At 70.0% G+C, this 21,300-nt stretch carries 21 protein-coding genes; 6 read left to right on the top strand and 15 right to left on the bottom strand.

What is annotated here, in order from left to right:
* Nucleotides 1-65: 65 nt before the first annotated feature.
* Nucleotides 66-377 (top strand): hypothetical protein, encoded by a 312-nt coding sequence (locus AB0E90_RS23240; protein ID WP_360409146.1) that lies wholly within the window; start codon nt 66-68, stop codon nt 375-377.
* Complete coding sequence (locus AB0E90_RS23235) at nt 280-771, top strand: GGDEF domain-containing protein (RefSeq protein WP_360409143.1); 492 nt, start codon at nt 280-282, stop codon at nt 769-771. The genes AB0E90_RS23240 and AB0E90_RS23235 overlap by 98 nt, the downstream gene beginning before the upstream one ends.
* On the opposite strand, the gene AB0E90_RS23230 is transcribed toward AB0E90_RS23235, so the two are convergent.
* Nucleotides 758-2,494 carry an AAA family ATPase gene (locus AB0E90_RS23230; RefSeq protein ID WP_360409140.1) on the bottom strand — a complete coding sequence of 579 codons (1,737 nt, stop codon included), beginning with the start codon at nt 2,492-2,494 and terminating at the stop codon, nt 758-760. The two genes, AB0E90_RS23235 and AB0E90_RS23230, sit on opposite strands and share 14 nt — an antisense overlap.
* A gap of 100 nt (nt 2,495-2,594) precedes the next feature.
* On the opposite strand from AB0E90_RS23230, the gene AB0E90_RS23225 reads away from it, so the two are divergent.
* Nucleotides 2,595-3,845, top strand: a complete 1,251-nt coding sequence (locus tag AB0E90_RS23225) for an NAD(P)/FAD-dependent oxidoreductase (protein WP_360409137.1) — start codon at nt 2,595-2,597, stop codon at nt 3,843-3,845.
* 40 nt (nt 3,846-3,885) lie between these two features.
* Here AB0E90_RS23225 and araA read toward each other — a convergent pair whose 3' ends face one another.
* The 4 genes from araA to AB0E90_RS23205 all read right to left on the bottom strand — a co-directional run bounded on the left by araA (nt 3,886) and on the right by AB0E90_RS23205 (nt 8,344).
* Nucleotides 3,886-5,376 carry an L-arabinose isomerase gene (araA, locus tag AB0E90_RS23220; protein WP_360409134.1) on the bottom strand — a complete coding sequence of 497 codons (1,491 nt, stop codon included), beginning with the start codon at nt 5,374-5,376 and terminating at the stop codon, nt 3,886-3,888.
* A complete protein-coding gene (locus tag AB0E90_RS23215; protein ID WP_360409131.1) occupies nt 5,373-6,032 on the bottom strand; it encodes an L-ribulose-5-phosphate 4-epimerase in 660 nt (219 codons plus the stop codon). The genes araA and AB0E90_RS23215 overlap by 4 nt, the downstream gene beginning before the upstream one ends.
* Nucleotides 6,029-7,660, bottom strand: coding sequence for a ribulokinase (gene araB, locus AB0E90_RS23210; protein ID WP_360409128.1), 1,632 nt, complete (start codon nt 7,658-7,660; stop codon nt 6,029-6,031). The genes AB0E90_RS23215 and araB overlap by 4 nt, the downstream gene beginning before the upstream one ends.
* 114 nt (nt 7,661-7,774) lie before the next feature.
* Nucleotides 7,775-8,344 (bottom strand): TetR/AcrR family transcriptional regulator, encoded by a 570-nt coding sequence (locus tag AB0E90_RS23205; RefSeq protein ID WP_360409124.1) that lies wholly within the window; start codon nt 8,342-8,344, stop codon nt 7,775-7,777.
* 168 nt (nt 8,345-8,512) lie between these two features.
* Between AB0E90_RS23205 and AB0E90_RS23200 the strand changes: the two genes are divergently transcribed.
* Complete coding sequence (locus tag AB0E90_RS23200) at nt 8,513-10,678, top strand: MMPL family transporter (RefSeq protein ID WP_360409121.1); 2,166 nt, start codon at nt 8,513-8,515, stop codon at nt 10,676-10,678.
* 120 nt (nt 10,679-10,798) lie between these two features.
* Complete coding sequence (locus AB0E90_RS23195) at nt 10,799-11,569, top strand: trypsin-like serine protease (protein WP_360409118.1); 771 nt, start codon at nt 10,799-10,801, stop codon at nt 11,567-11,569.
* 227 nt (nt 11,570-11,796) lie between these two features.
* Here the strand turns inward: AB0E90_RS23195 and AB0E90_RS23190 are convergent, their stop codons facing one another.
* Nucleotides 11,797-12,402 (bottom strand): discoidin domain-containing protein, encoded by a 606-nt coding sequence (locus AB0E90_RS23190; RefSeq protein ID WP_360409115.1) that lies wholly within the window; start codon nt 12,400-12,402, stop codon nt 11,797-11,799.
* A gap of 247 nt (nt 12,403-12,649) precedes the next feature.
* Between AB0E90_RS23190 and AB0E90_RS23185 the strand changes: the two genes are divergently transcribed.
* Nucleotides 12,650-12,862 carry a hypothetical protein gene (locus AB0E90_RS23185; protein WP_360409112.1) on the top strand — a complete coding sequence of 71 codons (213 nt, stop codon included), beginning with the start codon at nt 12,650-12,652 and terminating at the stop codon, nt 12,860-12,862.
* Between the two features lie 92 nt (nt 12,863-12,954).
* Here AB0E90_RS23185 and AB0E90_RS23180 read toward each other — a convergent pair whose 3' ends face one another.
* The 9 genes from AB0E90_RS23180 to AB0E90_RS23140 form a co-directional block, all read right to left on the bottom strand.
* On the bottom strand, nt 12,955-14,007 hold the full coding sequence (locus AB0E90_RS23180; protein ID WP_360409109.1) for an FAD-dependent oxidoreductase: 1,053 nt from the start codon (nt 14,005-14,007) through the stop codon (nt 12,955-12,957).
* A gap of 80 nt (nt 14,008-14,087) precedes the next feature.
* Nucleotides 14,088-14,816, bottom strand: a complete 729-nt coding sequence (locus tag AB0E90_RS23175; protein ID WP_360409106.1) for a hypothetical protein — start codon at nt 14,814-14,816, stop codon at nt 14,088-14,090.
* A gap of 20 nt (nt 14,817-14,836) precedes the next feature.
* Nucleotides 14,837-15,568 (bottom strand): hypothetical protein, encoded by a 732-nt coding sequence (locus AB0E90_RS23170; RefSeq protein WP_360409103.1) that lies wholly within the window; start codon nt 15,566-15,568, stop codon nt 14,837-14,839.
* 74 nt (nt 15,569-15,642) lie between these two features.
* Nucleotides 15,643-16,398, bottom strand: a complete 756-nt coding sequence (locus AB0E90_RS23165) for a hypothetical protein (protein WP_360409100.1) — start codon at nt 16,396-16,398, stop codon at nt 15,643-15,645.
* 80 nt (nt 16,399-16,478) lie between these two features.
* Entirely contained in the window at nt 16,479-17,663 is a 1,185-nt protein-coding gene (locus AB0E90_RS23160; RefSeq protein ID WP_360409097.1) for a hypothetical protein, read from the bottom strand.
* Complete coding sequence (locus tag AB0E90_RS23155; protein ID WP_360409094.1) at nt 17,660-18,007, bottom strand: hypothetical protein; 348 nt, start codon at nt 18,005-18,007, stop codon at nt 17,660-17,662. The genes AB0E90_RS23160 and AB0E90_RS23155 overlap by 4 nt, the downstream gene beginning before the upstream one ends.
* On the bottom strand, nt 18,004-18,903 hold the full coding sequence (locus tag AB0E90_RS23150; protein ID WP_360409091.1) for a hypothetical protein: 900 nt from the start codon (nt 18,901-18,903) through the stop codon (nt 18,004-18,006). The genes AB0E90_RS23155 and AB0E90_RS23150 overlap by 4 nt, the downstream gene beginning before the upstream one ends.
* Complete coding sequence (locus AB0E90_RS23145) at nt 18,900-19,940, bottom strand: hypothetical protein (protein WP_360409088.1); 1,041 nt, start codon at nt 19,938-19,940, stop codon at nt 18,900-18,902. The genes AB0E90_RS23150 and AB0E90_RS23145 overlap by 4 nt, the downstream gene beginning before the upstream one ends.
* Nucleotides 19,941-20,038: 98 nt before the next feature.
* Nucleotides 20,039-21,055 (bottom strand): LacI family DNA-binding transcriptional regulator, encoded by a 1,017-nt coding sequence (locus AB0E90_RS23140; protein ID WP_360409085.1) that lies wholly within the window; start codon nt 21,053-21,055, stop codon nt 20,039-20,041.
* Nucleotides 21,056-21,300: the final 245 nt, after the last annotated feature.

Genomic DNA, 21,300 nt, shown 5'->3' with positions numbered 1-21,300 from the left:
GCGGGGGCCGTTTCCCTGTCGCGCCAAGCCTCAAGTCGGGCCTGGCGCAGCCGACGGGGGGCAACATGCTGATCAGGATGCGGTGGATCGCCGCCGTCGTCCTGGCCTACCTGGCCGTGATCTGGTTCGTGCCGCTGCCCGCGGTGGTCAGCGGCCGGATCAGTCAGATCGCGGTCACCGCGGCGGCGGGGGCGATGGGACTGCTCTGGTCCCGGGCGGCCCGATGGAGCTCCGGCCGGCTCCGGATCGGCATCGCCCTGCTGGGCGTGCCGCCGTGTCGTGGATGGTGGCCGAGGCGATCTGGCTGGTGGACGGCCGGTCGTCCGGCGGTGTGGGAGTGCCGGTCCCGGCCGCGTCCAATGCCTTCTTCACGGTGACGATGGCCGGCACGAGTACGGGCACGAGCTCGGCGACCTGGCTCTGGTCGCGGTGGCCGACCGGCTGCGCGGCGCGGTCCGGGACCAGGACGTGGTGGCCCGGCTCGGCGGCGACGAGTTCGCGATCCTGACCACAGCCGGGGACGGCGGGCCGGCCGTGCTGGCCGACCGGGTGCTGGCCGCCCTCCGCGCGCCGCTCGACCTGTCCGGCCGGCCCGTCACGGTCGGCGCCAGCATCGGCATCGCCGGGAGCGGGCCGGGCCATGCCACCCCCGGCGAGCTGCTGCGCAACGCCGACGCCGCGATGTACGCCGCGAAACGGCAGGGCCGGGACCGGATCGTGGTCTTCGACCCGGCGCTCTGGCCGGACACCCCCGCCGTCATCGCTCGATGACGATCAGGCGGTGGGTGGCGCGGGTGAGGGCCACGTAGAGGTCGCGCGGGTTCGCGCCGATCCCGGCCGGATCGACGACCAGCACGGTGCCGAACTCCCGGCCGCGGCAGACGTCGTCCGCGGTGATCACCTGCGCGCCCGGGTGAGCGGCCAGCTCGACGCCGAGGTCGTGGCTGGTGCGCGGCGTCTCGCCGTGCCGCACCGACCGGCTGAGCTCCTGTCCGGGGGCGATCCGGGCCAGCAGGTCGCGGCTGTACTCGAGGATCTCGGCCGTGGTGCGGTAGTTGACGGTCAGCGTGTGCAGCTCGATCCGGTCGCCCAGCGCCTGCCGCCAGCCGGTGACGGTCGAGCCCGGGCCGGCCTGGGCGAAGTCGCCGACGACCGTCATCGATCGCGACGGGCAGCGACGCAGAACGGCCCGCCAGTCCATCTCGGTCAGCTCCTGCGCCTCATCGACGACGACGTGGCCGTAGACCTCGTCCGGCGGCCCGTCGAGAAGGCTCGCGGCCTCGTCCCGCAGCGCCAGATCAGCCTCGGTCCAGGGCGCGCCCGGCGCCCGGCGCAGCCCCGCCAGGTGGGCCGGCGGATCGGCGAGCAGCCCTTCCACCACCTGCTCCGGGGTCAGCCGTGGCCAGAGCCGGTCGACCGCGTCGGTGACATCCGGTACCCGGTCGTCCGCGCCGAGGTCGGCCCGGCCCGGCGGCCCGCCGAGTCCCAGCGACGCCAGGTCGGCGGCGACGGCCGCATCGAGGTCGACCCCGGTCAGCGCGGCGGTCTCGGCGTCGATCCGGTCCAGGGCCGCCGCCATCGCCTCCGCCCGGTGCCGCCGGAGATCGACCGCGAGGCGTTCTGCGAAGGCCTCACGAGCCCGGTGGTACGGCTCCCGCCCGGCGACCGGCCGGCGGCCATCCACCCAGCCCGCCAGCGCCTCGGCCAGCACCGCCTGCCCCTTCAGCCGGGCCAGGTCCGGCGATTCCGCCGCCGAGTGCCCGGCCCCGCCGATGCCGGCCCGGGTCACCAGGCGGGCGTCGTTCTCGCCCAGTGACGGCAGTACCCGCGAGATGTAGTCCAGGAACCGGGCGTCCGGTCCGACCACCAGCACGCCCCGCTGCGCCGCGGCCGGGAACGCGAACAGGGCGTACGCCGCCCGGTGCAGCGCCACCACGGTCTTGCCGGTGCCCGGACCGCCCTGCACCACGGTGATGCCCCGGTGCGGCGACCGGACGATGGCGTCCTGCTCGGCCTGCAGGGTCGTCACCGCGTCGCGCATCCACCCGGTGCGCGGCGCGTCCAGCGCCTCGGCGAGCGGCCCGTCGCCGGGCACGTCGTCCGGCCCGGCGCTCGACCCGTCGAGGATCTCGTCCGAGACCGAGACCACCCGCCGTCCGTCGAGCCGCAGGTGCCGCCGCCGGCGCAACCCCATCGGATGGGCCGCGGTCGCCGCGTAGAACGGCGCCGCGGCCGGCGCCCGCCAGTCCACGAGCAACGGCTCCCGGCCGGCCCGGATGCCGCGCCGTCCGATGTAGAGGGCCGTGCCGTCCGGGTAGTCGATCCGCCCGAACACCAGGCCCTCCTCGGCGGCGTGCAGCTCACCGAGGCGGCGCCGGAGAAACGCCTGCCGGTCGGCGTCCGGCGCGGCGGTCAGCTCGGCCCGGATCTGAGCCGCCTCGGCGTCCAGCCGGTCGAACATCGCCGAAACCCGGTCCTGGTCCATCCTGTCCATTGTCAGGAGATTCGCCTCGGAGATAAGTCTTGACTTGCCCGCGGGCCTCAGACGTTGGCATCAAAGGGCTACGTTGCGTGCATACGTACGCCGTCCCGACATGATCCGGGGGCCCGTCATGGACTTCGACGTCATCGTGGTGGGGACCCGGGTGGCCGGCGCCGCCACCGCGATGTTGCTGGCCCGGGCCGGTCTGCGCGTGCTGGCCGTGGACCGCGCCCGCTTCCCGAGCGACACCCTCTCCACCCATCAGGTGCAGCTGCCCGGCGGCGCCCTGCTACGCCGCTGGGGCATTCTCGACCAGTTGGCCGCCCGGGGCACCCCGCCGGCCCGAACCGTGGTCTTCGACGCCGGAACGGCGGTGCTCCGCGGCGCCTACCCGCCGTTCGACGGGGTCGACGCCGTCTACAGTCCGCGCCGGACGGTGCTGGACGCCCTGTTGATCGCGGCCGCCCGCGAGGCCGGCGCCACGGTCGAGGAGAGTTACGTCGTCGAGCGGCTGACCCGCGACGGCGCCCAGGTGACCGGCCTGATCGGACGCTTCAAGAACGGCAAGTCCACCACGCTCACCGCCCAGCTGGTGATCGGGGCGGACGGCAAGCACTCCACCGTCGCCAAGGAGGCCGGCGCGCGGGAGTACCGGGAACGCCCGTCCGCGTCCGGCGTTCTCTACGGCTATTTCGCCGGGCTTCCGGTCGGCGGAGGAGAGGTCTACGTGCGGCCGGACCGGATGGTCACGCTCTGGCCCACCGACGACGACCTCACCCTCGTCTACCTGGGCGTCCCGGCGTCGCGCTTCGCCGAGGCCCGGGCGGCGGGGCTGCCGAGGATGGCCGAGGGAGTTGCCGAGCTCGGCGAACGCCTGGCCGCCGCGGAGCCGGTCGAGCACGTTCGCGGCACCACCGACGTTCCCGGGCTGATCCGGCAGCCGTCCGGGCCGGGCTGGGGTCTGGTCGGCGATGCCGGACTGGTCATGGACCCGATCACCGGCCAGGGGATAGGCAACGCCCTCCGCGACGCCCACGCCCTGAGCGGGGCGATCGTCGCCGGGCTCGGCGGCGAGCGCCCGATGATCGCAGCCATGCGCGACCACCACCGCCGGCGTGACCTCGGCCGGATCCCGATGTACGACCTGACCGCCCGGCTCGCCGCCTTCCACCCGGACCGGGCCGGCGACCTGCTCTTCCCCGCGCTGGCCGCGGATCCGGTGCACGTGACCCGTTTCCTCGGCATGCTCACCGGGATCCGCCCGGTGAACGACATCTTCGGCCCGGCTGCCCTGCACCGAACAGTCGGCCTGCGCGGCATGGCCCGGATGGTGACGGCTCGGGCAGGCCGGGCCCGCGGCTGATCGCACCTCGGGCCTGCGCCGGCCGGGCCCGGCGCTGCGGTCACATCGGGCGGGACAGCCGGTAGTAGGCCTGGTTCCAGCGGACCCGGTCAGCGAAGTCGTACGGCGTGGTGCGCTCGTCGATCAGCAGCAGCTCGGTCTTGACCATCTCGGCGAAGTCGCGCAGCGTCTCGGCCCCCACCGCCTGCGTCATCACCGTGTGGTGCGGGCCGCCGGCGGTCAGCCAGCACTCCGTCGACGTGGACAGCGACGGCGCCGGCTTCCACACCGCGCGGGCCACCGGCAGGCTGGGCAGCGGCTCGTCCGGCGGCACCACCTCGACGGTGTTGGCCACGAACCGGAACCGGTCGCCCAGGTCGGCCAGGCCGATCACCACGCCGGGGCCGGCCGCCGCGTCGAAGACCAGCCGCACCGGGTCCTCCCGGCCGCCGATGCCGAGCGGGTGGATCTCGGCCCTGGGCCGGGCGGACGCGATCGTCGGGCAGACCTCCAGCATGTGCGCGCCGAGGATCTTGGGCTCGCCCGGGCCGAAGTGGTAGGTGTAGTCCTCCATGAAGGACGTGCCCTTGCCGGTTCCGGCGCCCATCGCCTTGACCGTGGCCAGCAGCGCGGACGTCTTCCAGTCACCCTCGCCGCCGAAGCCGTAGCCGTCGGCCATCAGCCGCTGCACCGCGAGACCAGGCAGCTGCCGCAGCCCGCCCAGGTCCTCGAAGTTCGTGGTGAACGCGCCGAACCCGCCCTCGGTCAGGAACTGCCGCAGCCCGGCCTCGATCTGTGCCGCGTACCGCAGCGACTCGTGCCGGTCGCCGTCCTTGCGCAGCTCCGGCGCGAGTTCGTAGACGTCGTCATATTCGGCCACCAGGGTGTCGACATCCGCCGGCGACACCGCATCAACCAAGGCCACCAGATCATTGACGCCGTACGTGTTGACCGACACCCCGAAACGCAGCTCGGCCTCGACCTTGTCGCCCTCGGTGACCGCGACGTCCCGCATGTTGTCGCCGAATCGCGCCAGCCGCAGCGTCCGCAGGTGGGCGTAGCCCGCCGCGGCCCGGATCCACGCGTCGACCCGCCGCGCCACGTTCGGGTCGGCGGCGTGCCCGGCGACGGTCTTGCGTGGCACGCCGAGGCGCGCCTGGATGAACCCGAACTCGCGGTCGCCGTGCGCGGCCTGGTTGAGGTTCATGAAGTCCATGTCGATGGTGGCCCACGGCAGCGACTGGTTGTGCTGGGTGTGCAGGTGCAGCAGCGGCTTGCGCAGCGTGTCCAGCCCGGTGATCCACATCTTGGCCGGGGAGAACGTGTGCATCCAGGCGATGATGCCCAGGCAGTTGGGGTCGGCGTTGGCCTCCAGCATGGTCTGCCGGATCGCGCCCGAGTCGGTGAGCACCGGCCGGCTGACGATCTCGGCGCTGAGCCCGCCCGCCGCCAGCTGCCGCTGGATCTCGGCCGACTGGGCGGCGACCTGATCGAGGGTCTCGGGGCCGTAGAGGTGCTGACTGCCGGTCAGGAACCAGATCTGAGGCTTCATGCGGCGGGCTCCTGACCGTAGACGTTCTGGTAGCGGGCGTAGAGGGAATCGATGTCGGCCTGCCCGATCGGGATCGGGGTGCCGAGCTGGCGGGCGATGTGCACGGTGCGGGCGACGTCCTCGCACATGACGGCGGCCTTGACCGCGTCGCGGGCGGAGCGGCCGATGGTGAAGACGCCGTGGTTGCGCATCAGCACGGCGGGGGAGCGGTGGTCACGCAGCGTCTCGACGATGCCGCGGCCGATCGAGTCGTCGCCGATCAGCGCGAACGGGCCGACCGGGATCTCGCCGCCGAACTCGTCGGCGATCATGGTGAGCACGCAGGGGATCGCCTCGGCCCGGGCGGACCAGGCCGTCGCGTACGTCGAATGGGTGTGCACCACGCCGTTGACGTGCGGCATGTGCTTGTAGACGTACGCGTGGGCGGCCGTGTCCGAGGAGGGCTGGTGATCGCCCTCGACCAGGTTGCCGTCGAGGTCGGTGACGACCATCCGGTCCGCGGTGATCTCGTCGTAGGAGACCCCCGACGGCTTGATGACGAGCAGGTCCTCGCCCGGCACCCGGGCCGACACGTTGCCGGCCGTCCACACGACCAGGTCGTTGCGGGGCAGCTCGGCATGCAGATCGGCGACCAGCTGCTTGATCTTCTGGATCACGCCGAGACCTTTCGCTGGATGGCCCGCAGCTTGCGCATCACGCGGTTCGCGCCCCGGCCGAAGTAGTCGTGCAGCGCCGAATATTCGGCGTACAGCTCGTCGTAGATCGCGGCGCTCGCCGGGTCGGGCCGGTAGACGGACCGTTCGACCCGGCCCATGGCCGCCGCCGCGGCCCGCACGTCCGGGTAGGCGCCGGCCGCCGCGGCCGCGTGGATCGCCGACCCGAGCGCCGGCCCCTGGTCGGAGCCGATCAGCGACAGCGGCATGTTCAGCACATCGGCGTAGATCTGCATGAGCAGCTCGTTCTTCAGCAGGCCGCCGGCCGCGATGAACTCCCGCACCGGCACCCCGGCCTCGCCGAACGTCTCGACGATCTTGCGAGTGCCGAACGCGGTCGCCTCGATCAGCGCGCGGTAGATGTCGGCCGGCTTGGTGGCCAGCGTCTCGCCGACCAGCAGGCCGGACAGTTCCGCGTCGACCAGCACCGACCGGTTGCCGTTGTGCCAGTCGAGCGCGATCAGCCCGTGCTGGCCCGGCTTCTGCTGGGCGGCCAGCGAGGTGAGCCGTTCGTGCGTCCATTCGGCGCCGAGGTTCGCGACGTAGTGGCCGAAGATGTCGCCGACCCCGGACTGCCCCGCCTCGTAGCCCCAGAGACCGGCCACGATCCCGCCGTCGACGACCCCGCACATGCCGGGGACCTCGCGGACCTCGTCGCCGTTCATCACGTGGCAGGTCGAGGTGCCCATGATCGCGACCATCTGGCCGGGGTCGAGCGCCTTCGCCGCCGCGCTGGTGACGTGCGCGTCGACATTGCCGACCGCGACCGCGATGCCTTCCGGAAGCCCGGTCCAGGCGGCCGCCTGAGCGGTAAGGGTGCCGGCGGAGTTGCCCAACTGCCCGATGGGCTGTTCCACCTTGTCGGCGACGAAGTTCTCGAAGGCCGGGTTCAGCTCTTTCAGGAACTCGGCCGAGGGGTACTGGCCCTCCTGGCGGATGCCTTTGTAACCGGCGGTGCAGGCGTTGCGCACGTAGCTGCCGGTGAGCTGCCAGACGATCCAGTCGGCGGCTTCCACCCAGCGCGCCGTCGCGGCGTACGCCGCCGGGTCCTCTTCGAGAAGTTGCAGGCCCTTCGCGAACTCCCATTCCGAGGAGATCAGCCCGCCGTACCGGGCGAGCCAGGGCTCGCCGCGCTTCGCGGCGAGTTCATTGATGCGGTCCGCCTGCGGTTGTGCGGCGTGATGCTTCCAGAGCTTGACGTACGCGTGCGGACGGCTGCTCCACTCCGGGAGCTCGGACAGCGGCGTGCCGTCGGCCAGGGTCGGCACCATCGTGCAGGCCGTGAAGTCGGTGCCGACGCCGATCACGTGCGCCGGGTCGACGCCGGCGGCGTACAGCGCGGCGGGCACGGCGTACTTCAGGACGTCGACGTAGTCGGACGGCACCTGCAGCGCCCAGTCGTGCCCGAGCGGGGTGCCGTCGGGCAGCGCCTCGGTGAGCACGGCATGCGAGTAGTCGTGCACCGCGGAGCCGAGCTCGGCGCCGTCGGCCACCCGCACCACGACCGCACGGCCGGAGAGCGTGCCGTAGTCGACACCGACCACGCAGGCCACGGAGAGATCAACGGGCATGAGGGGTTACCTCCCGCATTTCGGGGATGTTCCAGCGCTGTGCCAGCATTGTTATCGCTAACAAAGCAGGTGTCAACGCCGCCCAGGGCAACCAGTTGTTATCGCTAACAAGACCTAGCGGCGGCGGATCTGCAGCAGGCGCCGCCCGCAGTCCAGCAGGAGTTCCCGCTGTTCGGCAGGCTCTAGCGCGACCATCTCGGGGTCGCTGAGCGGGGCCGTCATGCCGCTCAGGAAGATCAGCAGCGCGGCGCGGCCGGGGAGGTCGGTGCCGGCGCCGACCGACGTGACGATCCGGTGGAACCAGGCGACCAGGTCGAGGTGGCTCTCCATGAGCCGGCTCACGTACGGATCGCGGACCAGCATCGCGAACCGGGAGTGGTTGTCGACGATCAGCGTGACCATGCCGGTCAGGAACTCCTCGAGCCGGGCCGGGCGGCTGCGGTGCGCCTCGGTCTTGCGCACGACGGCGTCGAGCTCCTCGAACATCGGTGCCAGCACGCTCAGGACCAGGTCGTCCTTGCTGCGGTAGTGGTAGTAGACCGCGGCCTTGGTGACGCCCATCTCGTCGGCGATCGTCTGCAGGGAGGTTCCCTCGACCCCGTCGCGCGCGAACAGCCGCAGCGCCGTGTCGTGCAACTGGGCGCGCCCGGCGCCGCGCGGACGCGTTCCCGCCCCCTGTCTCATGCGCGTAATGCTATCGACACGAGCGCGCAAAGACTAGCCGAGCAGTAAGTGTGACGCTTACCGCTCGGCTAGTTATTTACTAGCCGGGCGTCAAGGCTCAGTTCTACGGTGGCGGTGCCGAAAAGCAAAGGGCGATGCCGCCGTGACCCGAAGCCTGGAGGATTTTAAGTGGCGACCTTGTTGTACCGGCTCGGCCGGTTCTCGTTCCGCCGTCGCCGCACCATGGGGCTGCTCTGGGTGGTGGTGCTGGCCCTGTTCGGCGTGGGCGCGGCAACACTCTCCGGGCCGACCAGCGACGCCTTCTCCATCCCCGGCACCGAGTCCTCGCGGGCGCTGACCGTCCTCGCCGAGAAGTTCGGATCCGGCTCCGACGGGGCCTCTGCCAAGGTCGTCTTCGCCGTCGACGGCGATACCAAGCTGACCGGCGCGGCGCAGAAGGCCGCCATCGAGAAGGCCGTCGCCGCGATCAGGTCGGCGCCTCAGGTCACCGCGGTCGCCGACCCGTTCACCGCCAAGACGATCTCGGCGGACGCGCAGACGGCGTACGCGACCGTCTCCTACTCCGTCGACGCCACCGCGGTCACCGACGCCGCCCGCACCGGGCTGCTGGCCGCCGGCCGCACCGCGGAGAGCGCCGGCATCCAGGTCGAGTTCTCCGGCGAGATGCTCGCCACCAGCTCGGGCGGCCACTCCAGCGAGGGCGTCGGCATCGCGATCGCCGCCCTTGTGCTGGTGATGACGTTCGGCGCCCTGGTCGCGGCGGGCCTGCCGCTGCTCACCGCGCTGATCGGCGTCGGCCTCGGGATGGCCGGCATCCAGATCGCCACCGGCTTCTTCGACCTGTCCTCGTCGACCAGCGCCCTCGCCACCATGCTGGGCCTGGCCGTCGGCATCGACTACGCGCTGTTCATCGTCTCCCGCTACCGCCACGAGCTCGCTCAGGGCCGCAGCGGCGAAGAGGCCGCCGGCCGCGCCGTCGGCACCGCCGGCTCGGCCGTCGTCTTCGCCGGCCTCACCGTGATCATCGCCCTGGCCGCGCTCTCGGTCACCGGCATCCCGTTCCTGACCGCCATGGGCCTGGCCGCCGCCGGCACCGTCGCGATCGCCGTGGTCATCACGCTCACGCTCACCCCCGCGCTGCTCGGCTTCGCGGGCCGCAAGGTGCTCGCCAAGAAGGACCGCGCCGCGATGCGGCCGCCGACCGGCAAGATGGCGTTCGGCGAGCGCTGGGCGCGGATCGTCCTGAAGAACCGGGTGGCCGCCCTGGTGCTCTCGCTCGGCGTGCTCACGGTGGCCGCCCTGCCCGCGCTCGACCTGCACCTGGCCCTGCCCGACGACAGCACGGCCGCGCCCGACACCACCCAGCGCAAGGCCTACGACCTGCTGGCCGAGGGCTTCGGCGCCGGCTTCAACGGCCCGCTGATCGTGGTCGCCGAGAACACCACGTCGTCGTCGGCGGCGGCAGCCCAGAAGACCATCTCCGGACTGGACGACGTCGTCATGGTCACCGCGCCGACGATGAACAAGGCCGGCGACACCGCGCTGCTCACCGTCATCCCGAAGAGCGGCGCCACCGACCAGGCCACCCAGGACCTGGTAACCGCGATCCGCGACCTGACCGTGCCGGGCGCCGACCTGGCCGTGACCGGCACCACCGCGATCAACATCGACGTCACCCAGAAGATCACCAAGGCGCTGGTGCCGTACCTGGCCATCGTCGTGGGTCTTGCCTTCATCCTGCTGATGCTGGTGTTCCGCAGCATCCTGGTCCCGCTGAAGGCGACGCTCGGCTTCCTGGTGAGCGTGGCCGCAACGTTCGGCGCCGTGGTCTTCGTCTTCCAGCAGGGCCACCTGGCCGGCTTGATCGGCGTCAGCTCCACCGGCCCGATCATCAGCCTCATGCCCATCTTCCTGATCGGCATCCTGTTCGGCCTGGCGATGGACTACGAGGTCTTCCTGGTAACCCGCACCCGCGAGGAGTACGTGCACGGCGCCGCCCCGAACGACGCGGTAATCAGCGGCATGAAGCACGGCGCGCGAGTGGTCACGGCCGCAGCCCTGATCATGATGAGCGTCTTCGCCGGCTTCATCCTGGCCGACGACACCATCATCAAGACCCTGGGCTTCGCCCTCGCCTTCGGCGTAGCGGTAGACGCCTTCCTGGTACGCATGACCATCGTCCCCGCAGTCCTGTCCCTGTTCGGCAAGGCCGCCTGGTGGCTGCCAACCTGGCTGAACAAGTTCCTGCCGAACATCGACGTAGAAGGCGAAGGCCTGACGAAGAACCTGGCGAACACCCCGCAGGAGAAGGAACTGGTGGGTTCGGCCGCGTAAGCAAAGCATCGGGTGGTCTCCTCGTCGCGAGTAGACCACCCGAGCCGAACCACTTTCCCGGCCGGTTCTAAGTGGACACAGAAAATGTGCCGATTGCGCAGCATCGATACGTTGGCGCCCATGTTGCGATCAATCAGTGCCGGCACCGCTGCCGGCCTCCTCGCACTATCCCTGTCCGCCACGCCCGCGCAGGCGATCGCCAACGGTGCGGAGGTGCCGATCGGCAAGTACACCTTCTCGGTGAAACTGACCATGACCGGCATCCCGACCGCCGACGGCGGCAAGCGCAACAGCGGGTGTTCGGGAGCGCTCATCTCGGCCCGATGGATCATCACGGCCGGCCACTGCTTCCGCGACGAGAACGGAGTCCGGGTCGAACGCCCGGTCGCCGACGTCACCACCGCCGACGTCGGCCGAACGGACGTGACCGACACGACGCACGGCATCCAGACCACGATCATCGCGGTCCGCCAGTCACCCACGGCCGACGTCGCCCTGGCCGAACTGGCCGAGCCCGCCCGCGGCATCCGCCCCATCGCCCTGGCGAACAACGCGCCGAAGATCGGCGCAGTCGTCCGGGTCACCGGCTACGGCTCGACGACGAGCACCAACCCCACGCCGGTCACCCGCCTGCGGACCGGCCAGCTGACCGTGGTCTCACTGACCGACAGCGAAACCGGCCTGCACGGGTACGCTCCTGCGCCCGACACCACACCCTGCCCCTACGACTCGGGCGCCCCGTACTTCGTGGAGCGCGCAAAGCTGTGGCCTCGCCTGGTAGCCGTGGTCAGCAACGGCCCGAGCTGCCCGCACACCGAAACCGAGAACGGCGCCCGCACCGACAACATCACCCCGTGGATCCGCAGCGTGATCCACACCAACGGCCGCTGAAACAGGTCGGCCAGTCCGACCAGGACGACACTCTCGTCCTGGTCGGCGGTGGCCATCAGGTCGTCGGTGAATCCCGCGTCACCGCAACAGGCCAGCCCCATGATCTCGCCCCACTTGGCTTTGCCGAGGGCAATGTACGGGCGGAAGACTTCTGCGGGCCGGCCAGGTCGGTCACAGCTCTCCACTCTCATCAGGGGAGTTCTCATAACTCGACTTATGAGAAGCAGTTATCGGACCTCGAACTCCAGCAGGGAAAAGCCGTACTGGCTGACTCGTTTGGTGCCGTACATGCGGGCGTAGCGGGCCGGGACCGTGGACAACCGGATGTCACGGGTGCCGTCGGTTCCGGTCGTGGTCCGGTAGACGGTCGACCAGTGTTCGGCGTCCAGGGAGAGGTCGACCCGGTAGCTGATGGCGTAGGCGTGCTCCCATGCCAGGCGCACGTCGCTGACTGCCCACACCGCGCCCAGGTCCACGGTGATCCATTGGGGATCGGCGAAGCTGCTGCTCCAGCGGCTCGTCATGTCGCCGTCCACCGCTGCCGAGGCGGGCCAGGTGCCGGACTCGACGCTGGAGGCGGTCGCGGTCTTGTGCAGGGCGAGGTTGGCGCCGGCCGGGTTGGCGCGGCCGATGGGCGTCGTCGCGACCGGCGACGACGCCGGTGATGATGGTGGTGCGGTGGTGCCCGGCGCGGCCCGGGTGGGTTCGAGCGACGGTGCCGCCGACGGCACCGGTGAGCCGGCCACGCCGGTCGCAGCCGGCCGGTCGGCCGGGGCGTCCTGCGTGTTGACCGCGGTCGCGGAGCCGCCGGCCTCGTCCTTCTTCAGATTCATCGCGAGCCCACCACCGGCGGCCCCGATCGCCAGCGCTCCGACAACTACCGGCGCGAGCCACAGCCGCCGTCTCCGGCCGCTCGCCCGGTCTGCGTGCGGTGCGGCGCCGGGCGCTGAGTCGACGCCAGACGCCGAGAGTGGTCCGGCGGCTGACCGTGTGCCGGGGGCGTCGGTCGGTGTGAAAGCGGATGTCGGCCCTGGGTCACGGCGGGCGGCCGGATCGAGGTGATAGCGAAGGTCGCGGGAGGTGAATTCCGACGGCTGGCCGGGGCGGGGTGACGCCGCGAAGACCGCGCGCAGCGACGCGGCCCGGTCGGACGCCGCGCGGGCCGCGGACGCCCGGCGGTCGGCTTCGCTGGGGGAGGGGCTCTGGGCTGGTACGTCAGGCGGATCGGGATGGTCCGATGGCGTGCCGTTCACCCACGTCTCCTCGATGGCGGTCGGGCAGGACGGGGCGTAGCTTAGCGATCTTTCGATCGTCGATGGGTTCGCCGCCGCACGGTGGCACTGTCCGTTACCGGACCGAAGGGCGGCGCTGCGGGTCGGCGTGGCTCAGAACAACAGTGGAGCGATGTCGCCCAGCTCGGATTCGCCGTTGTCGGTGTCGAGCGAATCGCGCACGAAATTTGCGATCTGCGGGGCCAGTTTGAAGAGGTTCTCTCCCCAGACGAACAGGAACGGCCCGTCGCGTTCGATGCCGACGCCGTCGCCCAGGCCCCGGACGGCGTTGCAGGAGATGGTGTCCAGGGAGCCCGGCTCGCAGGCCGTCACGAATTCCTCGATATATCGGGAGATCCGTTCGCCGGCTCGTTCGTGGGCGACGCCCCAGGGGACAGTGATGGCATCGTCGGATCCGGCAAGCCGGCCGCCCACGGCCCATCGGCCGGCCTGGCTCGAGTGGCCGTAGGAGCGGAACCCCGGCTTCCAATCCTCCGACCAGTCCAGCCAGCAGGCCGGTTCGGCGCCCGGATCCTTCAGCTGGAAAGTGAAGCGAAAATTGTAGATGAGATCGGTGGGCAGCTCGATCTTCAGGTCGGCGGCCAGTTCGGCATTCCCGGCGCCGGCCGCGACGACGGCGGCGTCGTAACCGATCTTGCCGCCGCCGGGGAGGTGCAGAATTGCCGCGTCGCCGAGCCGCTCCAGCGATGCCACGCGGTGCTTTCGGAACCGTGGCCGGGCCGCCGTGAACAGGAAGTCGGCGGTGGCGTCGACGTCAATCACGCCGGCTCGATCGTCGACGAAGAACGGCCCGCGGGCGCGAGTGGTCGGGAGCGAACCGGTGGCGTCGGCGATGCGGTAGCCGGCCTGAGCGCCGTCCATCGCCGACTGCACTCCGCGGGCATCGCCACTGATGACGAGGCCCTGGCTGCCGACCAGTTCTCGTTTCGCGAGGCCGCTCCACTCGCGCCAGCCGAGCACGGATCGCATGGCCCAGTCGACCAGCGCCGGTCGCGTGTGCGCGACCCGGAATATCCGGCTGCTCCCGCTCGATCGGGCGCCCATCGGAGTGCCGCTGTCATAACAATCGACCTCGTGGCCGGCCCTGATCAGTTCGAAGGAAGCCGCCAGACCGACGATTCCTGCCCCGACGACCGCTACTTTCATGGTATGAGAATACCCTCCTTCCCAAGATAAGCCGCGCCATCATGGTAAACCTCGGCTATTGCGGGACTGTTGATTAGTTGTCAACTCGCGCGAGTCAGCAGAAGGACGAATGTGCGGACTCGCTCCCCTTGCCAGCCCCGCTCGTATTCGATGCGCACGTCGTATCCCAGCGAAGCCGCCAATCCGGAGAATCGCCGAATCGGCGCGGTGTTCGAGAGAACGAAGTAGATCTTCGAGTGCGGCGCCAAGATCTCCCGCTGACTCAGCTGTGCGAAGAAACTTTCCGCGATGGGGAAGCCCCGGCACAGCGTCCTCGCAATGTCCGGGTCCGGCGACAGGGTAATGTCGATCATCGGCGGATTGAATGTCACCACGTCGATCGGCGGGTTTTCCGGCACCGCCGACCACAGATCGCTCACTACGCCGACAAAATCAGAGGCGTCGCTGCCGACATGGAGCCGGAAGTTCGACTCGGCTGCGGCGACGCTTGCCGGATGTATGTCGATGCCATAAACAGTGCGCGCTCCGCGGAGCCCGGCTGCGACCGCCTCGGCGCCGAGCCCGACTCCCATTGCGGCATAATGCTTTCCCTGGACCGATATCGCGCCGTCCATTATCAGGTCGGGTATCAGTCGCGCGGTCGGACTCGGCATGAATACGCCCGGCGGGACGTCGAACATCATGTCGCGCCAACTCAACCTGCGGTGCGTATGAATCTCGGTGCCCAGCGATCTCGTGTTCACCGCTCGGATTTCGGCTTCCGGCAGGGTTTCGGGGAGTGGGGAGAGGGATTCTGCCTTGTCGTCCATGATTTCGCTCCCTGCTGGTGCTACCGGAAATAGGTATGCACCGTGGACGGGCCCGGAAAAATGTACGGTGGAAAGGTCTCGGAAACCAGGGCGTGGGCGCCGAATTCGAGAATCTCGGTCAGGCTGTGTCCGGTCTGGCCGTAGACGATGACCTTGCAGCCCGACGCCGCCGCATGATCGAGAATGGTGTCGAACTCGCAGGAATGCATCGTCATCGCGGTGAGGATCGCGAAGTGTGACCGGTCCAGCAGGGCCAGCCGATTTTCCACCGGCTCGATCCGGATGCCGGCGAAATCAAACCCGGCCAGGTTAGGATTGTTGTCGCAGGCGGCGACCTGATATCCACGGCCGGCCAGCGCCAGCAGAATTTCGCCGGCCACGCCGATATTGACAACTCTCGTCTCGGCCGGTGTTACCTGGCTGCCGGCAATCTCCGCGACCAGGTCACAGATCAGCTCGGCTCTCCGGCGTGCTTTCTGCGCGGGGCTGCCGGTCAGGATGTCGGAACGCCGGGGGACCGGTGGGGTGCCGGCGGGCATGGAGTCGGTCAGTGCCAGCTCCCATTCCGGCACGCCGGTCCGGACCGACCGCGGGTCGCGCCCGACCCAATCCTCCGGCAGGCCGACCTCACGCTCGACATAGGAGCAGCCCAGGCGTTCTCCGCTCAGGACCAGGGCATATCCGTAGCGACCGGGTGAGGCCGTCGAGGAATGGAGACTGTCGATCGCGCTGCTGCCGTCGATGACCCACACGCCGCGGATGAGATCTGCGTCAGCGTCGGCGGCACGTCGTTCCCGAATCTTCCGGACTATGTGGGACGGTTCGGTCACTCGCCACTTCCCTCGGGGCGCGCCTCGCGCATCTCGTGCAGAGTGGCTTCGATCTTTTTCTTGTAGATGGAATCGGCGAAAATATGGCCGATGACGCCCCAGGCGCGTTGCACATCCGCCGAGGAGAGGAGGGTGTGATAGTAGGAGCCGGCCGGGAAAGGTTCCGAGTTCACCGACTCCGGGTTGCTTATCGCGGTTGCCTTGATCGGAATGCCACCGGCGGTCAGCGTGGCCATCAGATAGCTGAGCTCCGCCGCGGTGATCCCGGCTCGCTCGAGGTCTTCCTCGCCGAGCCCGTGGAATCGCAGGACGGACGGGACCTGGGCGATGGATCGCTCCAGAGTGACGAAGGTCTGCTCGCCGATGGCGAACATGTTCGCCCTCATCTGCAAGGTGTTCTCCTCCAGCTCCCGCCGGGCGGTGGCGGCCATCGACGCCTGATGCTCCAGTGCGCTTTCCAAGCGGCGCTCCGATGCCAGCATGTCCTTGCGTTGATAAATTACCGTGCCGATCAGGATGGCGAAGGCGAGCCCGGAGAAGAGTGTGTTCAGGCCGCCGAATCCCTCACCCAGCAGTGACGTGGTGGCGAGGTCCGCCGAGGAGACGCCGGTCGTCACCGGAACGTAGAGAAGGACGAGCAGGTAGGCCAGGAAGAGCGCAAATACCAGGCTGATGGCCACAAAGACCGGGATCCAGTGGCGGACTCGTTGCCGAGTGAGCCGTGCACCGTGGTTTGTCTGCTCTCGTTCCATCTACTTCCTTCGGCATCGAGGTTCCGGGTCGGCACTTCTCTTTCGGTGTAGCGGATGCGGTCAAGACATTGATCGGTCGCTCAGCGGACGAACAGCAGGAACAGGCCCGCCCAGGTGCAGGCGATCATGAAGAGGACCACCGGCAGTTCGTCGGCCAGGGTGGCCAGCGGTGGGCGGGTCGGTGGGGCGTCGGCCAGGGCCAGGTCGTGGGCGGTCAGGACGCCGATCGCGTGGCCCGCCAGGATCAGGGCCACCTGCAGCACCGATACGAGGCGGGGGTCGGGGGTCATCGTCCAATCGGGATCCTGGTGCGCCAGCAGCAGGATGCCGCGCGGGCCCTCCACCAGCAGCAACGTCAGGTAGTGGGCGAGGGTGTAACCGGCCGCGATCGGAATCAGGGAGTTGGTGACACCCAACTTGCCGGCCAGCCGGCGTACGCCCAGAAGCACCGCGCCGCAGACCGTGAGCAGACCCGCCGTGCCCAGCCACGCAGCGTGCCCGGTTCGTTGCACGAAGCCGGCCCAGGCCGGTGATCCGGAAGCGCTGTCGAAGATGGTCGAGCCCCACCAGACCGCGAGGAACGCCGCCCGCCCGAGCCCGGCCGGATGATCCACCGCCAGGCCGGACAGCCACGGCCGCCAGCGGATCGGGCTGAGCCGGCCGGCGAGGTCCGAGTAGACCTCGAAGGCGTCGCCGCGCCCGAACCAGGCTTCCCCGAAGCGGGCGGCGAACCCGAGTTGGACGACCGCATAGCCGACCAGGAAGCTGCCGATGACCAGCGGGTCCGTGCGGTCCGGCGCCACCAGTTCCAGCCAGGCGAAACCGAGCAGCGCGACCACCGCCACCCACGGTCCGATCGTGGGCGGGTCGGGTCGGGCGAGGCGGTTCAGGTGGAGTAGGCGGTACAGGGTTCGCAGGGGATTCATTGCTCGCCAGGCGGGGCCGACGGCGATGCTCAGGGGGATCAGGCCGACCCACAGCCATACATATAGAGCGTGGGCGGCCGGGTTCGACTCGTCTCGCGGACCGAGGAGCGCGTTGGCCGTGAGGTAGAGCGAAACTGTCAGCACGGCGATCTGCAACGGCCGGCGCCACCATATAGAACGCGGGCGGCGCTCGGTGGCGGGGGACAGGCGGGGGCGGCGCCACAGCAGGGCCGAGCCCAGGAAGGAGATGACCACCGTGGCCGCGCCGGCCTGGAGCACCAGGTCGAGGGGGAGTGGCAGGTCGGTGGACTGGCCGATGCCGTGGGCCAGGACGGTCATCGCACCTCGAGCTGCAGCAACAGCGTGTCCGGGTGCGCTTCCACGTCGAACAGGCCGGCCAGATCCGCGGTGAAGGTTACGCAGCCGGGAGCGTCGTACTCCATGTCATAACCATGGATGTGCACTTGCAGAACTTTGTCCGAGTCGATCTGCAACCGCACCGTTCCGTTGAGCGGCACCGCGACGCGATGGGGTGCGGGATCGGCTCTGCCTTCTATAACTGCGGTGGTCACCGATGTAGAACCGGGGGCGACCGAGGTGCAGTCCCAGACCGCGTGTGCCACCGGCGTCCGGCTGCAGCCGGCGAGCAAACCCGCCGCGGCGACAGCCAGGATGCGTTTCATGCGGCTTCCTGACGGGCGGCGAGGGTACGCAACACCGACGCTCCCGCCACCGCGGCGCCCGCCCCGCCGCCCAGCGCGACCACCACGAGGATCCGCTCCACCACGCCCGGCCCGGCGAACGGCAGCACCGACCGGTGGAACGACGTCACGTCCGGCAGCACGAACACCCCGGTCAGCGCCGCCCCGGCACAGACCGCGAGCAGCCCGGCCGGCTTGCCGCGCAGCACCGCGACCGCGCCGCCGGCGATGAGCGGCCAGGCCAGCAGGTTGATCCCGGCCGCGTTCACGAACGTCCCGAGCAGGGGCGCCGACGTGACCGCCAGGCTCGACCCGATCACGTGCGCGATCGACGCCGCCATCGCGGCCAGGCCGGCGGTGGTCAGCGCCAGATCACCCCGGCGCACCCGCCGGCAAAGCACCGGAACCGCCACGGCAAGGGCGGCCACCCCGGCCCACCACAGCACGAACGGCGGCGGCGCGAACCAGTCGAAGACTCCGCGCACGACGACCGGCGTGCCGCCCACGTCCAGCGCCAGCGACCAGTCCCCGCCGCTGCGTCGGCCGACCGGCGAGCTACGCGAGTCCGCCCAGGTCAGCGAGGATCCAGGCGCGATGGTGGCGCCGGGCGCGGGAGCGACGCCGGATGTGGTGGGTGAGCTGGGCGCGGTGGGGGCGCCGGGGACAATGACCGGCGAACCGGTCCGGTTGACGAGGCGGAGCTTGGCGCCGTCCTCGACGGTGGTTACCGACAAGCCGGGCACCGCGGGTGAAACCGACGCGACCCGGCTGCGGGCGTCGGTGGCGACCAGGCCGCCCGCGTGTGCGAGCGCCGGCGTGGCCCAGCCCCCTACGACCCCGGCGGCGAGCAGGAGCAGCAGGCAGAGACGGCGGGTCACGGGGCAGGGACGACCTCGGCCGGGGGTTCGGCGGGCACCCGCGCCGGCGGGCGGAGGTTCCGTGCGACCAGCACGGTCCCGATCCCGGTCAGGGCGGTGTAGGTGAGCAGGCCGGTCACGATGTGCACGTTCCAGCCGACGCCTTCCTCGATGTCGGCGACCAGGAGCAGCGTGCCCCACAGCACCGGCGGCGCGGCGAGGCCGAGCACGGCCCAGGTCGTGGCCGGCGGCAGCAGTGGCGTCACGACCCGGGCGACCAGTTCGATGCCGAGTGCCGCGAGCGCCACGGTCAGCGACGCCCACCACGGGTCGCCCTCGAGGAACATCAGGTGCATGGCGAGGGCGGGCACGGCGACAAGCACGGCCGGCACGCCGATCGGCAGCCGCCAGCGGCGGCCGATCAGGATGATCGGCAGGAGAAGGAGCACGGTGGTGAAGAGGAAGCCGTGCATGACCTGGGCATCGGTGGAATAGATGCGTACCGGATCATCGCCTTCGCCGAAGAAGAACTCTCCTAGAACGTTGGCGTGCAGCGAGTAGATGTGCAGCGGCAGCGCGGTGAGCAGCGCCGAGATCGTCACGACCGTGCCGTCCGCGATCGTCAGCCGGTCGCCGGGGCGCAGCGCCGTCATCATCGCCGGCCCGGCCGCGACCAGCACCATGCCGAGGATGATGAACTCGTGGCTGGGGCTGACGAAGATCTCCAGGCCCTGCTCGATGCCGAAGATGTTGTGCCACAGCGTGTCCACGCCGCCGCCGACGAGCAGGAACGCCATGCCGAGCAGCGGGACGCGGAGGGCGTTCGGCAGCGCGATCAGCGTGCGGTAGGTCGGGATGGTCGGCAGCCGGGAGCGCAGCAGCCAGACCAGGGTGAGCCCGGAGGCGGCGATGCCGGAGTAGAGAACGGCATGCCACGGCGTCCAGAACGTCTCGAGCTCCGGCGTGGTCGCGTGCGCGTACGCATCCAGTTGCAGCCCGGTGACCAGCCATGCGCTGGCCACCAGCATGATCCAGCGTTCGCGCGCGGTGAACGACACGTCTACCCGCTCCTTAAAGGATCCCGGCGGGGTGGGGGCCTCGCCACGGACAACCTACATTTCCGCGGGTCAATGATTAGTCAACATGCCGTTCATATTTAGCCGCCGATCGTGCTCTGCCGCGCGATCAGTCGGTGCGGGGCGCGCAGCTCGACGCCGGGGATCGGCTCCGGGGCGGCGATCCGCAGGACGAGACGATCCACCGCGAGCTGGGCGATCGCCTTCTTGTCGGGGGAGATGGTGCTGATCGTGGGCTGGCTGTAGCGCCCGTCCTCGATGTCGTCGTAGCCGATGATCGCGATGTCCTCCGGCACCCGCAGGCCGCGCCCGATGGCGGTGTGGATCGCCCCGGAGGCGACGAGGTCGGAGTAGCAGAACACGGCGTCCGGCGGATCGGAGCGGTCGAGCAGGGACTGCATCGCCGAGGCGCCGTCGATCCGGTTGAAGCGCGCGGTGCCGACGATCAGCGATTCGTCGACCGGCAGGCCGGCCGCGGCGTGTGCGGCCCGGAAGCCGCGGGTGCGCAGCTGGGCGGCCTCGCCGGTGGGGTACGGCTGGTCGCCGATCGCGGCGATCCGGCGCCGCCCGATCGAGATCAGATGGGCCACCGCCTCGGTCGAGGCCGCCACGTCGTCGATCCCGACATGGTCGAAGCTGCCGCCCGAGGTTCGCTCGCCCAGCACGACCAGGGGCAGATCGGGGTCGCGGGCGGCGAGATCCTCCTGGGCCAGACCGAGCGGACTGAGGATCATTCCGTCAAAAAGGAAGCGCCGGGAGCCTCGCCCGATCAGCTCGCCCTCGTGTTGCCGATCACCGTCCGTCTGGTCGACGAGCACGTTGTACCCGACCTTGCGGGCGGCCGGGATGACCGCCTGCAGGAGCTCGGCGAAGTAGGGAGTGTCCAGATAGGGCACCACCACGACGATCTGGCCGGACCGCCCGGTGGCCAGGTTGCGGGCGAGCACGTTGGGCCGGTAGCCGAGTTCGGCGATCGCCGCCTCGACCTTGGCCCGCGTGCTGTCGGTGACTTTGGCGTAGCCGTTGACCACATTGGAGACCGTGCGCGGGGAGACGCCGGCCAGCTCCGCGACATCACGCAGCGTAGTTTCTCGCAAGGGTTGCCTCCCCGTCGGGGTGGGCCGCAAAGACCCGCGGTAACGAAAGTATTTCCACGACGTTGCCTCTTGCCAGACCCGAACGGCCGAGGCATAGTCCTTTGCAGCGCTGCAATTGCAACTTACATCACACATCACCGGCGAGTGGTGAGCTCCCCCCACCCTCGGCATCCATCACAGATAGCGCACCCCCACCCCGAACCGGACATCACGGTCGGTAACCTAACGTGCCCGAAATGCCCGGA

Source organism: Actinoplanes sp. NPDC026619, assembly GCF_040638295.1.
In the GTDB taxonomy this organism is placed as follows: Bacteria; Actinomycetota; Actinomycetes; order Mycobacteriales; family Micromonosporaceae; genus Actinoplanes.
This window is presented reverse-complemented; position numbering and strand designations above follow the sequence as displayed.

What these genes read in the sequence shown, in the direction of transcription:
- AB0E90_RS23240 (WP_360409146.1), top strand. Translation starts at nt 66, where the DNA reads ATGCTGATCAGGATGCGGTGGATCGCCGCCGTCGTCCTGGCCTACCTG.
- AB0E90_RS23230 (WP_360409140.1), bottom strand. Translation starts at nt 2,494, where the DNA reads ATGGACAGGATGGACCAGGACCGGGTTTCGGCGATGTTCGACCGGCTG.
- AB0E90_RS23225 (WP_360409137.1), top strand. Translation starts at nt 2,595, where the DNA reads ATGATCCGGGGGCCCGTCATGGACTTCGACGTCATCGTGGTGGGGACC.
- araA (WP_360409134.1), bottom strand. Translation starts at nt 5,376, where the DNA reads ATGAAGCCTCAGATCTGGTTCCTGACCGGCAGTCAGCACCTCTACGGC.
- araB (WP_360409128.1), bottom strand. Translation starts at nt 7,660, where the DNA reads ATGCCCGTTGATCTCTCCGTGGCCTGCGTGGTCGGTGTCGACTACGGC.
- AB0E90_RS23205 (WP_360409124.1), bottom strand. Translation starts at nt 8,344, where the DNA reads ATGAGACAGGGGGCGGGAACGCGTCCGCGCGGCGCCGGGCGCGCCCAG.
- AB0E90_RS23195 (WP_360409118.1), top strand. Translation starts at nt 10,799, where the DNA reads ATGTTGCGATCAATCAGTGCCGGCACCGCTGCCGGCCTCCTCGCACTA.
- AB0E90_RS23190 (WP_360409115.1), bottom strand. Translation starts at nt 12,402, where the DNA reads ATGAATCTGAAGAAGGACGAGGCCGGCGGCTCCGCGACCGCGGTCAAC.
- AB0E90_RS23180 (WP_360409109.1), bottom strand. Translation starts at nt 14,007, where the DNA reads ATGAAAGTAGCGGTCGTCGGGGCAGGAATCGTCGGTCTGGCGGCTTCC.
- AB0E90_RS23175 (WP_360409106.1), bottom strand. Translation starts at nt 14,816, where the DNA reads ATGGACGACAAGGCAGAATCCCTCTCCCCACTCCCCGAAACCCTGCCG.
- AB0E90_RS23165 (WP_360409100.1), bottom strand. Translation starts at nt 16,398, where the DNA reads ATGGAACGAGAGCAGACAAACCACGGTGCACGGCTCACTCGGCAACGA.
- AB0E90_RS23160 (WP_360409097.1), bottom strand. Translation starts at nt 17,663, where the DNA reads ATGACCGTCCTGGCCCACGGCATCGGCCAGTCCACCGACCTGCCACTC.
- AB0E90_RS23155 (WP_360409094.1), bottom strand. Translation starts at nt 18,007, where the DNA reads ATGAAACGCATCCTGGCTGTCGCCGCGGCGGGTTTGCTCGCCGGCTGC.